Source organism: Nostoc sp. MS1 (genome assembly GCF_019976755.1).
In the GTDB taxonomy this organism is placed as follows: domain Bacteria; phylum Cyanobacteriota; class Cyanobacteriia; order Cyanobacteriales; family Nostocaceae; genus Trichormus.
On the sequence record NZ_AP023441.1, the window covers coordinates 3511068 to 3524788 of the forward strand.

The 13721-nt window shown below is 38.6% G+C and carries 13 protein-coding genes; 7 read left to right on the forward strand and 6 right to left on the reverse strand.

Annotated elements, in window-relative coordinates; genetic code table 11:
• Positions 1–211: 211 nt before the first annotated feature.
• The 7 genes from NSMS1_RS15200 to NSMS1_RS15230 all read left to right on the forward strand — a co-directional run bounded on the left by NSMS1_RS15200 (position 212) and on the right by NSMS1_RS15230 (position 9912).
• Positions 212–1159: an O-acetyl-ADP-ribose deacetylase gene (locus tag NSMS1_RS15200; protein ID WP_224094932.1), complete on the forward strand. Its 948-nt coding sequence runs from the start codon at positions 212–214 to the stop codon at positions 1157–1159.
• 42 nt (positions 1160–1201) lie between these two features.
• A complete protein-coding gene (locus tag NSMS1_RS15205) occupies positions 1202–2374 on the forward strand; it encodes a homospermidine biosynthesis protein (protein WP_224094942.1) in 1173 nt (390 codons plus the stop codon).
• Between the two features lie 2087 nt (positions 2375–4461).
• Positions 4462–6282 carry an HlyD family efflux transporter periplasmic adaptor subunit gene (locus NSMS1_RS15210; RefSeq protein WP_224094944.1) on the forward strand — a complete coding sequence of 607 codons (1821 nt, stop codon included), beginning with the start codon at positions 4462–4464 and terminating at the stop codon, positions 6280–6282.
• Positions 6283–6369: 87 nt separating this feature from the next.
• Positions 6370–8538: a peptidase domain-containing ABC transporter gene (locus tag NSMS1_RS15215; RefSeq protein WP_224094946.1), complete on the forward strand. Its 2169-nt coding sequence runs from the start codon at positions 6370–6372 to the stop codon at positions 8536–8538.
• A 309-nt stretch (positions 8539–8847) separates the two neighbouring features.
• Positions 8848–9099: a hypothetical protein gene (locus NSMS1_RS15220; protein WP_224094948.1), complete on the forward strand. Its 252-nt coding sequence runs from the start codon at positions 8848–8850 to the stop codon at positions 9097–9099.
• A 270-nt stretch (positions 9100–9369) separates the two neighbouring features.
• Complete coding sequence (locus NSMS1_RS15225; protein ID WP_224094950.1) at positions 9370–9549, forward strand: hypothetical protein; 180 nt, start codon at positions 9370–9372, stop codon at positions 9547–9549.
• A gap of 138 nt (positions 9550–9687) precedes the next feature.
• On the forward strand, positions 9688–9912 hold the full coding sequence (locus NSMS1_RS15230; protein ID WP_224094951.1) for a hypothetical protein: 225 nt from the start codon (positions 9688–9690) through the stop codon (positions 9910–9912).
• Between the two features lie 19 nt (positions 9913–9931).
• Here the strand turns inward: NSMS1_RS15230 and NSMS1_RS15235 are convergent, their stop codons facing one another.
• The 6 genes from NSMS1_RS15235 to NSMS1_RS15260 form a co-directional block, all read right to left on the reverse strand.
• On the reverse strand, positions 9932–10840 hold the full coding sequence (locus NSMS1_RS15235) for an alpha/beta fold hydrolase (protein ID WP_224094953.1): 909 nt from the start codon (positions 10838–10840) through the stop codon (positions 9932–9934).
• A 316-nt stretch (positions 10841–11156) separates the two neighbouring features.
• The gene (locus NSMS1_RS15240; protein ID WP_224094955.1) at positions 11157–11528 is read right to left on the reverse strand and encodes a hypothetical protein; all 372 of its coding nucleotides are present in this window, start codon (positions 11526–11528) and stop codon (positions 11157–11159) included.
• The gene (locus tag NSMS1_RS15245; protein ID WP_224094957.1) at positions 11521–12522 is read right to left on the reverse strand and encodes an LLM class flavin-dependent oxidoreductase; all 1002 of its coding nucleotides are present in this window, start codon (positions 12520–12522) and stop codon (positions 11521–11523) included. The genes NSMS1_RS15240 and NSMS1_RS15245 overlap by 8 nt, the downstream gene beginning before the upstream one ends.
• Before the next feature lie 21 nt (positions 12523–12543).
• Positions 12544–12906: a hypothetical protein gene (locus tag NSMS1_RS15250; RefSeq protein ID WP_224095239.1), complete on the reverse strand. Its 363-nt coding sequence runs from the start codon at positions 12904–12906 to the stop codon at positions 12544–12546.
• 220 nt (positions 12907–13126) lie between these two features.
• Complete coding sequence (locus NSMS1_RS15255) at positions 13127–13438, reverse strand: hypothetical protein (RefSeq protein ID WP_224094960.1); 312 nt, start codon at positions 13436–13438, stop codon at positions 13127–13129.
• Positions 13439–13440: 2 nt separating this feature from the next.
• Complete coding sequence (locus tag NSMS1_RS15260; RefSeq protein ID WP_224094962.1) at positions 13441–13716, reverse strand: hypothetical protein; 276 nt, start codon at positions 13714–13716, stop codon at positions 13441–13443.
• Between the last annotated feature and the right edge of the window lie 5 nt (positions 13717–13721).

The following is a 13721-nucleotide window of genomic DNA, read 5'->3' on the forward strand; positions in this document are numbered from 1 at the left end:
AAGAAATTTGCGTGATTGAATTGATCAGTACATGAGGCGAATTGATCTGAAACTAGGCTTATGTCTTAGTTACTTAAATTAAATACCCTACTAAATCATTTTCGTTAGGAAATATTGCGTCAATGATTTAGTGTTTACTTTGTAGGTATATATATGGTGAATCTGTTGAATTATCTTCTAGCACCTAACTTTCGGTTTTGAGGATTTGGGTATGTCAAATCAAATAACACTAGAAAATATTGATAATGTACTTAAATTTTCAACATTATTTTCCAGTCAAGATTGCCACTTATATGACATACAAACTGAGCCTTTAACTTTAGAACCTTATGCCTATTCTCAAGAATTTAAGCGATTCATTGACGCAATCTACGCAGAAAACTTTATTATTCCCTTTGACTGGATAAGTTGGCAGCAAGAAGCTAACCGTTTTGAAGCTAATCCAGAACTCATAAATTTAGCTGATATTTCTACAATACAGAAATTATTTACTAGTCACGTTCGTCAAGAACGTTTTTGTAGTGGTCGTTTAGCACAGTTGATAAATAATGGTCATTTCTTGACAATATTGCAGCGATTACAAGCAATTCGTGCTGATTTTATTTTAGAAAATACAGAAAAATCTCAACCCAAAAATATTATGCAGCGAATAAAAATTATTCAAGGTGATATTACTCAGTTACAAGTTGATGCAACTGTGAATGCTGCTAACAGTTCCTTACTTGGTGGTGGTGGTGTTGATGGTGCAATTCATCGTGCAGCAGGTAGAGAACTATTAGTAGAATGTCGGCAATTAGGGGGTTGTGAAACTGGCGAAGCGAAAATTACCAAAGGCTATAATCTCCCTGCTAAATGGGTAATTCATACCGTCGGGCCTGTATGGGAAGGCGGTAATCAAAACGAAGATGTACTACTTGCTAACTGCTATGCCAATAGTTTAGCCTTAGCGGTACAGTATCAAATTAAAACTATTGCGTTCCCAGCTATTAGTACAGGTGTTTATAGTTTCCCAATGGAACGCGCTTGTAAAATTGCCGTTACTACAGTTACCAAGTTTTTAGAGAACCCTAACTCCCTGGAACAAGTAATTTTCGTGTGTTTTGGACAAAGCGCCTACAATTCTTATACCCAAGCAATGCGAGAAGTTGCTGAAACATAGTTAACATTAGATTCGGCTACTTTACAATTTGCGAGTCTCAACATGACAAAACATTTGGGTAAGAAAATTGCACCTATACCGATGTCATCTGATATCAGTGTGGTGGATTTGATTGATAATTACTTCACCGCTTATAATTCGGCGCGTTTACGGGAAGCCAGTCAATTGTTGGCGCGTGATGTAATGAAAGAGGGTGTTACTGTCGGTGTGAGTCTTTCTGGCGCGATGACACCGGCTGGTTTTGGTGTATCTGCACTTGCGCCTCTAATTCGCAACGGCTTTATTGACTGGATGATTAGTACTGGTGCGAATTTATATCATGATATGCACTATGGTTTGGGTTTTGAGTTGTTTGCAGGAAACCCATTTTTAGATGATGTCAAGCTGCGCCAAGAAGGGACTATCAGAATTTATGACATCATCTTTGGTTATGATGTCTTACTAGAAACCGACGCTTTTATCCGCAAGATTTTACAAGCAGAACCTTTCCAAAAGCGCATGGGAACGGCTGAGTTTCATTACTTATTGGGTAAGTATGTGCGAGAAGTTGAGAAGCAAGTTGGGGTAAAAAATTCCTGTTTGCTGGCTACAGCTTATGAGTATGGCGTACCCATCTATACATCATCCCCTGGTGACAGTTCCATTGGGATGAACGTTGCAGCTTTGGCGTTGGAAGGTTCACAGTTAATATTAGATCCGTCAATTGATGTGAATGAAACAGCTGCGATCGCCTACAATGCTAGAGAAGGAGAAGGAAGGAGTGCAGCTGTAATTCTCGGCGGTGGTAGTCCCAAGAACTTCTTGCTACAAACTCAACCGCAGATTCACGAAGTTTTAGGATTAGAAGAACGCGGACATGATTTCTTCGTCCAATTTACCGATGCGCGTCCTGATACTGGCGGTTTATCTGGCGCGACACCATCAGAAGCCGTAAGCTGGGGTAAGATTGACCCAGAAGAATTACCCAGCACTATTGTTTGTTATACAGATAGCACGATCGCCTTACCTTTAGTAACAGCATACCTACTCAACCAATGTCCACCCCGTCCTGTGAAGCGTTTGTATGACAGACGTGAGGAATTATACGACAAACTCCGCAGCGACTATTTAGCGGCTAAGAACCAACCAGTAGAGGAAATCCCGGCTGCTGTGGCTGGAGATGCTTCTGGTGGTGCTGCAACTTATCCTTGCGGTAGGTTGATTCCCAATACGTAAAAGTATAATAAGGGTGTAAGTCAGCAAAGCCTACACCCTTGACACATTCCACACCTAAAATTGGCGCATAGAGAAAGCAGTAATACCATTTCCAAAAGTCTTTGTAACACATCGATTATCTGTAGAGATGCACAGATATACGTCTCTACATACGATATGGTTTATTTATTTGGTAATGGGTAGTAGCGAATAAGTAATTGCTTTCTACCATTACCAATTACCAATTACCAAAATACGATAAGTTTTTAAGCAAGCATGACATGAGTTAATTATTTGCAAAATAAGCAAGATTAGTTACAGCAATTTCTCTTTTGATGAGTAAAGGAATCAATTTATTTTAAGGTAATGGAATTGACAGTCTTTTTATAGACTAATCCTTTATTAGTAAATAAAGCCTAATTAAAAGAGAGTGAGGAGAACATTTTGAATAAAAATGTCGTCGGCTTTATAAGTTTTATAGCTGCTATTATTTTCAGTATTGGAGCTATTATTTTAATTCAGTCGATGAATGTACCAGCTTTTATCACTCTTAGTGTATCAGTGTTAAGTAGTTGTTTTTTGTTAGTTTTTATTTTTATATATAATTTTATATCTCAATTTAAAAAGTCTAAAGATAATTATTAAATTGCTTACTGCCAATAGTTCAATATTAATATTTAATTTATTGATTTTACTTTAGTCTTTTTTTGATGACACCTCTCAAGATTGTGGTAACAGATAAATTGACTATGGGAGCGTAAAGCTTTACGCTCCTACCCATGTATCGGTATTAGGCATTGCCCGAAATAATATTATCCCGTCAGGTGGAATTATCTGATATGGGACTTATACTTAATTTTTGAAATATACGTAGGGGAGCCACTGCATTGGGCGGGTTTCCCGACATAAAGTAAGTGGCGTTGGGCATTGCCCACCGGCTCATGGTTTTGCCGATGCACTACCCTACTGCTCCCCTGCCTCTTGTAACTGACAGTATGATTCGCTAGTTATGTATAGAAACTAATGTCAATATGAATTGAATCCCATCAGATAAGTTTACATCTGCTCTGCGTGGTAGATTTGCAAGTTTGATTTCTGTCTCCAGGTTTATGAATTATTAACAGACAGTGCTTATAGTTAAATTCTTAGGTGAGGCTACACCTAGTCGCGCAAGTGAGGCTAACAATCATGTCATACAAATATTTGCATTGTTTCTCAATTTGTGGTTTGTGCAATCGCAAGTACCATTCTGAATAATTCTCTTTGCACAGTTTCCCCGTTTAAAATCCCTTGAATAGCACCGAAAATTTTGGCTTATTAAAGTAAAAAGCCTTTGAAAGTATGGATTTTTATCTTAATAAATTAAATTTTGGCTATTAGCTTTAGCAATCTGTCAAACTTGAATTGATAGTGATGAATTTAGTCTTTTTGACAAAACCTCAAAACTAAGTTGATAAATAACCAGAATTAAGCACAAAAAGATTCATTGCTGTACTTGTGTGAAATACATCAACTGTAGAGGGAAAAAGATTTTATTACATCAACATATTCTGTTGTGAGTAATTCCACGCAATTTTAAAACATTTTATTGGCAATAGGATTCTACTTGCCTACTATATCTTTGTCGTTACTAAAGCTTTCTGCCTGGAGTAATGATTACTATATAAGCATACTCTTCTTTAAGAAACTGTGTTTTCCAGATTAATATTGAAAGATGCTAACGGAATTATTGATGTGTATTTTTAGGAAAAAAGGGGAGAGGAGATGATAATAACCCGCTCAAAGTAAGTGAGGTTTTGAGGGAGTTTGAGCGTTCTCCTCTATGCTCTCTATACGTAATTCACGTTAGAGATTTCAGAAAAGCAAGCACATCTGACAGCACATTCTTTTCTTACTTCCCCGGTTATATTATAGCTGAGAGTAGATACAAAACAATCACAAAATTAATTTGACAATTTGTTTTTCTCGACTACTTTATAAATATTTTGGAGAAATATGCAGTATAAAACCTAGTCTACGAGGTGCGAATAAAAAAGCCTTTAAAAATGACATACCAAATCATTTAAGAGCTTTATTTTGCTCAAATTCATCTATAAAGGTGCAATATTGTGAACACCTTACACCGCCAAGAAAATGACTTTTGGCAACAATCCAATCAGCCAATTCCCGAAGAACTTCCTATATTAGAAGCTAACGAATTTCTTCCTCATATTGGTAAATGGACTAGTATCGGTGGAGTAATTGTCTTCAGCATCTTTGTTGTCGCGGTGGTGCTGGCCTCTATTCTTAAGTACAAAGTGACTGTAAAAGTGCCTGCAACTATTCGCCCTGTAGGAGAATTAAAGCTTGTACAGTCTCTAATTAGCGGCAAAATTATCAAGGTTGATGTTGCAGAAAATCAAACCGTAGCTGAAGGACAACCGATCGCCTATATTGATAATTCTCGCCTACAAACCCAAAAAAGCCAGTTACAGAACGTCATCCAGCAAAGTCAACTACAACTTAGTAACATTGATACTCAGTTAAAACAACTTGATACGCAAATTGCAGCCCAGATTAACTTAAATTACCGTACAGCCATAGCTGCACAAGCTGAACTCAGTGGTACGCAACGCAACTATGTAGACCAACAAGTAAAAGCGGCGGCGGAGATGACACAAGCACAATCAGCCTTGACTTTAGCCAAGGTACAAAAAGACCGCTTACAACGGGAAAAGCTATTAACTGCAACAGTACGGGAAACAGAAGCCGCTTTAAGCCTCGCTAGAGCGCAAAGCGATCGCTTACAGCGAGAAAACCTGTTAAAAACCACTATACAAGAAGCCGAAACCGCCTGGAAACTTGCAAAAGCACAACGCGATCGCCTGCAACAAGACAATGTATTAACTGCTACTATCCAAGAAGCCCAAGCCGCCTTGACTTTAGCCCAAGTCCAACGCGATAGACTGCAACCGATAGTAGCATCGGGTGCGATCGCGCGTAACTTTATTGAGGAAAAAGAACAAGCTGTCATTTCCGCTCAAGCCAAACTAGCAGAGGCTAAAACTAATGCTAAAAACCTTCAAGAAGAAAAAGAACAAGCTGTCATTTCCGCCCAGGCGAAGCTAGAACAAGCCAAAGCTAACGTCAAAAATCTGCTTGAAGAAAAAGACCAAGCTGTCATTTCTGCCCAGGCGAAGCTAGAACAAGCCAAAGCTAACGCCAAAAATCTACTTGAAGAAAAAGACCAAGCCTTAATAGTCGCCCAAACAAATCTGGAAAAGGCGAGGACAGCCATGAATCCTAGCGATGCAAGTGTGACGGTAGCATCGCAACGAATTAAACAAGAACAAGCAAGAGGGGAAGCCTCCTTAGCAGCATTGAAAAAAGAGAAAGAAACTCTACTGCAACAACGCCTAGAATTTCAAAAACAACTTGATAGAACTCGTAAAGACTTACAACAAACAGAAAACGACCTGAATCAGAGTGTGATTCGCGCCCCGATTGCGGGTACAGTGTTGCAATTAAACCTGCGTAACCCTGGCCAAGTAGTGCAACCAAGTGAAGCGATCGCTCAGATTGCGCCTATCAATGCTCCCATCCAGATTAAAGCCAATGTACCAGCCCAAGATATCAGCAAAATTAAATCTGGTCAACAAGTGCAGATGCGAGTTTCAGCTTGCCCCTACCCAGATTACGGCACTCTTAAAGGCACAGTCAAAACAATAGCAGCAGATGCTCTACCAGTAGCTAGTAATAACCCCCAAGGTTCGGTTACTAAAGCTACAGCTTATGAAGTAATTGTAGAACCACAAACTCTATACGTCGGCAGAGGTGATAAACAATGTCAACTCAAGGCTGGAATGGAAGGCAAAGCAAATATAATTTCCCGCGAAGAAACAATCTTAAAATTCATCCTCAGAAAAGCGAGATTAATTGCAGATTTGTAATTAGTCCACAGTCAACAGTCAAAAGCAGAACTCTTTAATTTGGAATTAATTAATACCTACTTCCAAATTAATTACGAATTACAAATTATGTTCAACTTTTTTAACTCACGAAAAAAATACCCTTGTACTTTACAGTTTAGTGAAGAAGATTGTGGAGCCGCTTGTCTAGTTTCTATTTCTCGGCATTATGGACACTTTTTGAGTATGAATAAAAGTCGAGAAGCAGTAGGAACTGGACAATTAGGTACAACCTTATTAGGCTTGAAACGTGGATTTGAGAATTTAGGTTTTAATGCTAGAGCCGTTAAAGCTTCACCAGCAATTTTAGACAGAATTAAAGAAATTAAATTACCTGCTATCATTCATTGGCGTGGCTATCATTGGGTAGTTTTACACGACAAACGAGGCAAAAAATACGTAATTGCTGACCCAGCCGTAGGTATTCGTTATATCGACAAAGATGAGTTATCTAGAGCTTGGAATGGGGTCATGCTCTTGCTAGAGCCAGACCCGCACCGTTTTGGTCAACAGCCGCAAGAGAAACCCCAAGCAGGTTTTGTGCGCTTTCTCCAGCGCATTTTGCCTTATCGTGGGTTACTTTCTCAGGTTTTGATGATCAACATAGTCTTGGGTGTACTAGCTTTAGGTACTCCTGTTCTTATTCAACTACTAACAGATGATGTTTTAGTTCGCGGAGATACTGATTTATTAACTGTTGTAGTTATAGCCGTTGTAGTTATGACTGTATTTAGTAGCACTCTGCAAATTTTAGAATCAACAATGATTGCTCACTTTGGTCAAAGACTACAATTAGGCTTAGTTTTAGAGTTTGGACGCAAAATACTCCAGTTACCCTTAACTTATTACGAAGCTCGCCGCAGTGGAGAAATTACTAGCCGCCTGAGAGATATTAATGAAATCAATCAATTAGTATCGCAATTTGTAGTGCTGTTACCTAGCCAATTTTTTATTGCTATTATTTCCTTTTTCCTGATGCTGTTTTATAGTTGGCAGCTTGCATTAACGGTAATTGCTATTGGTGCATTGATGAGTTTGTCTACCTTGCCCTTTTTACCAGTTTTGCAACAGAAAACGCGCAATATTTTAGTTTTAGGAGCAGAAAATCAAGGGGTTTTAGTAGAAACATTTAAAGGCGCTCAGGTACTCAAGACGACAAATGCAGCCCCTCAATTCTGGGATGAGTTTCAAAGCCGCTTTGGTCGTTTAGCTAATCTAACTTTCAGCACTATTCAAATTGGCATTATTAATAATACTATGGCTAGATTTTTATCTAGTATTGGTGGTGTAGTTTTATTAGGTCTAGGTAGTATTTTGGTCATGGAAGGGAATTTAAGCATTGGTCAAATGTTGGCAATTAATACGCTACAAATTAACGTCTTGACTTTGATTAGTTCCCTGGTTGGTTTAATAGATGAATATTTCCGTTCCCAAACGGCTATTTCCCGCCTTTTAGAAGTGATTGATGCGACTTCAGAAATGGGTGAGACAGCACAAAAACCAATTGCTCAAATATCTAGTGATGCAGATATTCGTTTTTCTCATGTCAACTTTCATCATCCTGGGAGAGTTGATTTATTGGAAGATTTTTCTCTCAAGCTACCTGGAGGAAAGACTATTGCTGTGATTGGTAAATCAGGTTGTGGTAAAAGTTCTTTGGCAAAGCTGATAGCAGGTTTATATCAACCAAATTCCGGTAATATTCGCATTGGTTTCTATAATATTCAAGACCTTGACCTAAATTGTTTGCGACAGCAAGTAGTTTATGTACCTCAAGAACCTCACTTTTGGAGTCGTTCAATTTTAGAAAACTTTCGTTTAGGAACGCCTCATATTCTTTTTGAAGAAGTTGTCAAGGCTTGTCATATTGCTGATGCTGATAGTTTTATTAGCCAACTACCTAATAACTATCAAACAGTATTAGGTGAGTTTGGTGCTAATCTCTCTGGTGGACAGAAACAGAGACTAGCGATCGCCCGAGGAATCCTGACTGATCCACCCGTACTAATTTTAGATGAAGCAACGGCTGGACTTGACCCAGTAAGTGAGGGTCTTGTATTAGATAGGCTTTTAGAATCACGCCAAGGTAAAACCACAATTCTCATCACCCATCGTCCTAGCGTTGTCAATCGTGCTGATTGGATAGTTTTTATCGAGCAAGGTAAAGTACAACTACAAGGTTCGTTAAATGATTTCCTCTCACAACAAGGAGAACATTTAAAGTTTTTATCAGTTTGATATTTAAAAATAACCAGTCTCACTATTAACTATTTCCCGGATTTATTCACTAAGTCCGGGAATTTTATATTTACTCATACAAATTAATATATTTTATTACTAAGAAATGATATTATCATTCTAATTAATAAATTAAATAGCTAATTAAATACAGCATTTGATATGGTTGTCACGAATATTCATTGACCAAAGGAAATAAATTCATTTAATTATTTTCCGACTTTAGATTAATTTAAAAAAATCATGAGTTGTTGATAATAAAAACATAGGTGAATGACACACCTATAAACGTAAGTGAGGTAATTAATTATGTCGATTCAAATGAGTACATCCGCTTTGTTGACAGAATTATCTGCACAAGAACAACAACTTCTATCTGGTGGATTCGGCTCTAGTGGTGGAGGCTCATCCAGTGGAGGTTCTTCTAGTGGAGGATATGACGATACAGGCTCTACTGATGAAGGTGATAGTAGTGGAGGTGATGTCGGTTTCTACACAGGCAATAGACGTTTTCTAGTTACAACTAGAAGCATCATTAGCATTCGGAGATTACCGCAGTAATTTGCCATTAATGGAGGAGCAACCGACTAAAGGGACTTACACAAAATCAATTAGATTTTGTGTGAATTAGTGCAGTTTCTTAGAATCTCCTTCTATGATCAACTACATAGAGCTAGAAAAGAAAGTTTCAACAAAAATATTTTCTTTTCTGCTCATTCCTTCATAAATCCAAACTTTTGTGCATAGACGTTACCCAAAATTTCAAATATTGCACCAGGAATCTAAATACATAGCACATACAGCAATCTGATTTTAAAAACGGAGGTAAATATGTCAGCAATAACAAATACATCAGAGTTGTTAGTTGATTTATCCATAGAAGATCAACAACTTTTATCTGGGGGAAGAAGGTATGACGATGATGATAGCTCTGATGGTGGTTATGATGATCATGAGGATCATCATGATCATCGCAGATGTTATTGGAAGAAAGTATGTTACCGCAGATGAAGGTCGTTGCTAATTCAGTCAAGCCGATAGGTAATTAGTTGAGTGCTTGAAGCTTTGCAAGTACTGCTAAGAAAAAGCTCCCACAACTCACATAAAATCTAATTTTCCCTAACTGAAATACAAGAAACGGAGGTAGATATGTCAGCATTAACAAAAACATCCGACTTGCTCAAGGATTTATCTGTGGAAGAACAGATGAAATCTGATTCTGAGTCTGTTGTGGAATTATCTACAACAGAACAAGAACTCCTAGCTGGCGGCTGGGGCGGCTGGGGCTGCCGTGGAGGCGGCTGGGGCGGCGGTGGCTGGGGCGGCTGGAACCGTGGCTGGGGCTGGAACGGCGGTTGGGGTCGTCGCTGGTAGTAATTATTTCCATAGAAAACTACGCCTCTAATTTTGCCTCATCGCTTACCATCAACCGCTCTCTAATCCAATCTTGTAAAAGGGGATTAACTAATTCAGGGGCTTCATCCTGGGGGCAATGCCCTACCCCTTCTAAAGGTATAAACTTGAGTACTTGAGGATAGTCGGCTAACTTGCGTCCCAAGTCTACAGGTTCCCAAGGGTCTTTTGCACCCCAGATGATAATTGCTGGACAAGGTAACACAGGTAACAGGTCTTCTGGGAGGGGGCCTGAAGAATAAGAAGTAAATGCTAGAAACACAGCCACAGCACCAGGATCACTCGCTGGTGCTGTTAATATATCTACTAGCTCCTCTGTTACCGCCTCGCTATTAATATAAGCTTGCAGGAGAATCTTGCGGACTGTTTTTGGTTGAGCAATTTGCCGGAAAAAGAACTGACCAATTGGTTTTACAGATAGTACACGTTGTAGCAACGGCGCACCATAACGACGTGACCAAGGTAGAGTTTCCCGTTTGCGATCGTGTAATAATCGCAGAGAACAGTTAAGTAAGGCAACACTTAAACCAATCTCTGGGTTACTGACTACTGCCTGCATGACTACAATACAGCCAATAGAATTTCCTACTAAGAAAGCAGGCTCACCTACTACTTCCCGACAAAAATCGGCTACTTGCTGTCCCCACGTTTCTAATGTGTATGTGATTTCTGTATCTGGTTGAGGTTTGGCTGAACCACCAAAACCAATTAAATCTATTGCATAAACGCGACAATTTTGTGCTAATACAGGTATATTTTTTCTCCAATGCGACCAAGAAGCGCCAAAGCCATGTACTAATACAACAGCAGGCCCAGACGTTCCTTGAGTTTGATAGCAAATAGGAAAGCCTCGCCAAATCCAGGTTTTTGCAGAAGTAGAAATACTCATAAGAATTTAAGAATATTTAAAGTCAATAGTTATTAGTCAATAGTCTATTATCTATTAAACTTTTATTTGCTCAATTTTATTTTTTTATACTGATCATTTTAGTCCTTTTTATTATAAATAAGTGAAGATGAAATCAGTAAGTATTTATTCTCTCAAAAACAGATAGCGAGCGCTTGTTTGCCCCATTTATCTATAGGTAGGATTATTAACTTTTATGCTAGTATTTAACTTCTAGTCAAAAAAATGATATCAGGGAAAAACAAAAAACCCAGCTTATTAGAAAAACTGGGTATGTAAATAGAACTATAATCAAACTTTACAGCCAGTCTCGATAGGCAGAAATTTCATTCACGCTGATTTCTAACGGCCCGCCTTTACCAAAAGGTGGATAGACGCGGATTTTGGCATTTTTAGTAAACCTCTCTAAGCGATTCCCCAATTGAGGGATATTGCTGACTATATGCCAATAAGAGACGATATCTGGACAGTCTACTATTAACATGACGATCGCATCTTTTTTGGTAAGATACCACTGGCAGTTATTCAGTAGTGCTTGGGTAATGCGATCGCAAGCTAGATAGAAGCACCTCCCAATAGACTGTTCTAGTTCCAGATGCAGCATTCCATCCTCTTTTGACACCACACTAGGCGGTAAATCATCGGGTGGAAGCAGATTCAGTTTAGACATAATTTTGTACCTCTTGGTTGTAGCGCTGCAAGCTTTCCTGATTTTTTTGCAGAGAAAAAGATGAGGGTTTGAGCGCTAATGTACCTAGATCCAATTCGTCTTGAAATTTCTTGATTTTGTCTCGACAAGTAGCAACGTCACCAATGATAGAATTTTCCAGCAAGTAGTCTTCGTCAAAACAAATATTGGTGCGGTCAAATGGCTGATGACCACTAGCACTATTCTGCATTACTTGGGCTGAATTGGCTTGCATTTTTTGGCTAAAATACCTAATAAAAGGTAAAGCCTCGCTCACTGCTTCGTCGCAAGTTTTGCCTACATAAAAGAAGCGTGCTAAAACAAATTTTTCCCCACCACTAGAATTTAAGGCGCGATAGGTATTAACCGTCTTTTTTAATCGTTCTAAAGCAAACGGTGGCCCACCCATCAAAGCAAAGGAGTGTTTAGCAGCAAATTCGATACCTGCATCATCACCAGTGGCTATATAGATAGGGATTTCTCGCTGTAATGGTTTGGGGTAAACGGTGAGGCGATCGCATTGATAATATTGTCCATTAAATGATACATCAGTTTCATATAAAAGCTCTTGAATCAATGTCAATGCCTCTAGCATCATGGTGCGAGATTCACCCATTGGTGTGGCAAAATGCTTATTATGTTGGGGAAATGGCCCCCCTTTCGCCACACCAAATAATAATCGTCCATTGCACAAATTATCTAAGGTAGCAATATCTTCCGCCACCCTAATAGGGTTGTGGAATGGTAATAATACCGCAGCCGTCCCTAATTTGATAGTTGAAGTCACACCCGCCAAATGTGCCATCAACAGCAATATCGACGAACTAAGATTTACTTCATTAAAATGATGCTCTGTTACCCAAGCTTCTTCAAAACCTAACTTCTCCGCCTGTCGCACCAGCGCCACCTGTTCAAAAATAGCGCGGCGCGAGTCTTGGTGGTGATTTTCGTAATTGCAGAACAGTCCAGTTTTCATTATTTGCTAACGATTTTTACTTTACCTTGCTACCATCTGCAAGTCCAGCCATAGGCGTGGATCATTATCTTTTAGCTTCGATTTAGGATCTCGCAATAAGCGTTTAGCATTCATACAAACTACTTGCACCAGACCCATATTTTCAGCTATTTCTCGAAGAATTTCTTTTTCGGCTTGCACAAAAGGAAGCATTTCACTTGAACAATAAATTCCTATATATTGCAAGCGTCTAGCAGGTCGTCCCCAGAAACAGGTGATGATTTTCACATGACACCCGTCTAATAATTCCCCAACCTTTGGGTAGTAGTGACTGACGACTCTTGTGAACTCTTTAGCTAGTATATCTTCCGCAATCATTGCAATTGATATTTCTGTAGCGTACATCACGCTAACTACTATAACATATTTTTGTTAGTTAATGTTGACAAATAGCCTTATTCAACGAAAATAATCTATTTAAAAATATGTTAAAACTTTATTGTTAATTTATGGTATTTATAACCATAATTGATATTACGAATTTAGTAAATAATTCCCAAATAAAAAAATATCTCTCTGGTATATAGACAAACCAAAGAGATTAATTATTATATAAAATCACCAATTACCTAGATTTGCGCTCTGCAACTAACACTTCAGCTAGAATTTCTGGTAAATGTCCCAAATCAACAAATCCCTCAGACCCATTGATTGGAGAAACAAAAGTATAGTTAGGGTCACATTCTCCTGTGTCGTAAACTTGGATATACCATTTATCAGGAAACCCTTCTATACCCAACTCTACAATATACCAGCTTTGACCAGTTAGACGAGAATTAAAGATGGTAAACCAATCTCTGTATTCGTCTAAAATATTCCAGTCTGCCAAGAGAAACTCTAACGCTATATGTCCAGCATCAGTTGCAGTTAGTAGCATTATTACCCCTCATTTGTTCCTTCAGATTTCTGAAAATCAGGATACAATCCCAACTGTTTAGCTAACTCACGAGCTAGAAAAAATAGAAATTGTGCTCCATCTTGATTACCTTGATGAGCAAATGCGGTTGCTACTTGGACAATTGCTTCGACAAAACCAGCATCAATTAATTCTGATTGAGCTTCTAAAATTTCTGGCTCTTGACCATTAGGGCATTTTAATAACTCATCAATTAAATTAAAATATGAAATTTGGCGTTCCTGTGTTGCTTCAGTCATAATTA

What these genes read in the sequence shown, in the direction of transcription:
- NSMS1_RS15225 (WP_224094950.1), top strand. Translation starts at nt 9,370, where the DNA reads ATGTCAGCAATAACAAATACATCAGAGTTGTTAGTTGATTTATCCATA.
- NSMS1_RS15255 (WP_224094960.1), bottom strand. Translation starts at nt 13,438, where the DNA reads ATGCTACTAACTGCAACTGATGCTGGACATATAGCGTTAGAGTTTCTC.
- NSMS1_RS15205 (WP_224094942.1), top strand. Translation starts at nt 1,202, where the DNA reads ATGACAAAACATTTGGGTAAGAAAATTGCACCTATACCGATGTCATCT.
- NSMS1_RS15250 (WP_224095239.1), bottom strand. Translation starts at nt 12,906, where the DNA reads ATGTACGCTACAGAAATATCAATTGCAATGATTGCGGAAGATATACTA.
- NSMS1_RS15230 (WP_224094951.1), top strand. Translation starts at nt 9,688, where the DNA reads ATGTCAGCATTAACAAAAACATCCGACTTGCTCAAGGATTTATCTGTG.
- NSMS1_RS15215 (WP_224094946.1), top strand. Translation starts at nt 6,370, where the DNA reads ATGTTCAACTTTTTTAACTCACGAAAAAAATACCCTTGTACTTTACAG.
- NSMS1_RS15235 (WP_224094953.1), bottom strand. Translation starts at nt 10,840, where the DNA reads ATGAGTATTTCTACTTCTGCAAAAACCTGGATTTGGCGAGGCTTTCCT.
- NSMS1_RS15200 (WP_224094932.1), top strand. Translation starts at nt 212, where the DNA reads ATGTCAAATCAAATAACACTAGAAAATATTGATAATGTACTTAAATTT.
- NSMS1_RS15220 (WP_224094948.1), top strand. Translation starts at nt 8,848, where the DNA reads ATGTCGATTCAAATGAGTACATCCGCTTTGTTGACAGAATTATCTGCA.
- NSMS1_RS15240 (WP_224094955.1), bottom strand. Translation starts at nt 11,528, where the DNA reads ATGTCTAAACTGAATCTGCTTCCACCCGATGATTTACCGCCTAGTGTG.
- NSMS1_RS15245 (WP_224094957.1), bottom strand. Translation starts at nt 12,522, where the DNA reads ATGAAAACTGGACTGTTCTGCAATTACGAAAATCACCACCAAGACTCG.
- NSMS1_RS15260 (WP_224094962.1), bottom strand. Translation starts at nt 13,716, where the DNA reads ATGACTGAAGCAACACAGGAACGCCAAATTTCATATTTTAATTTAATT.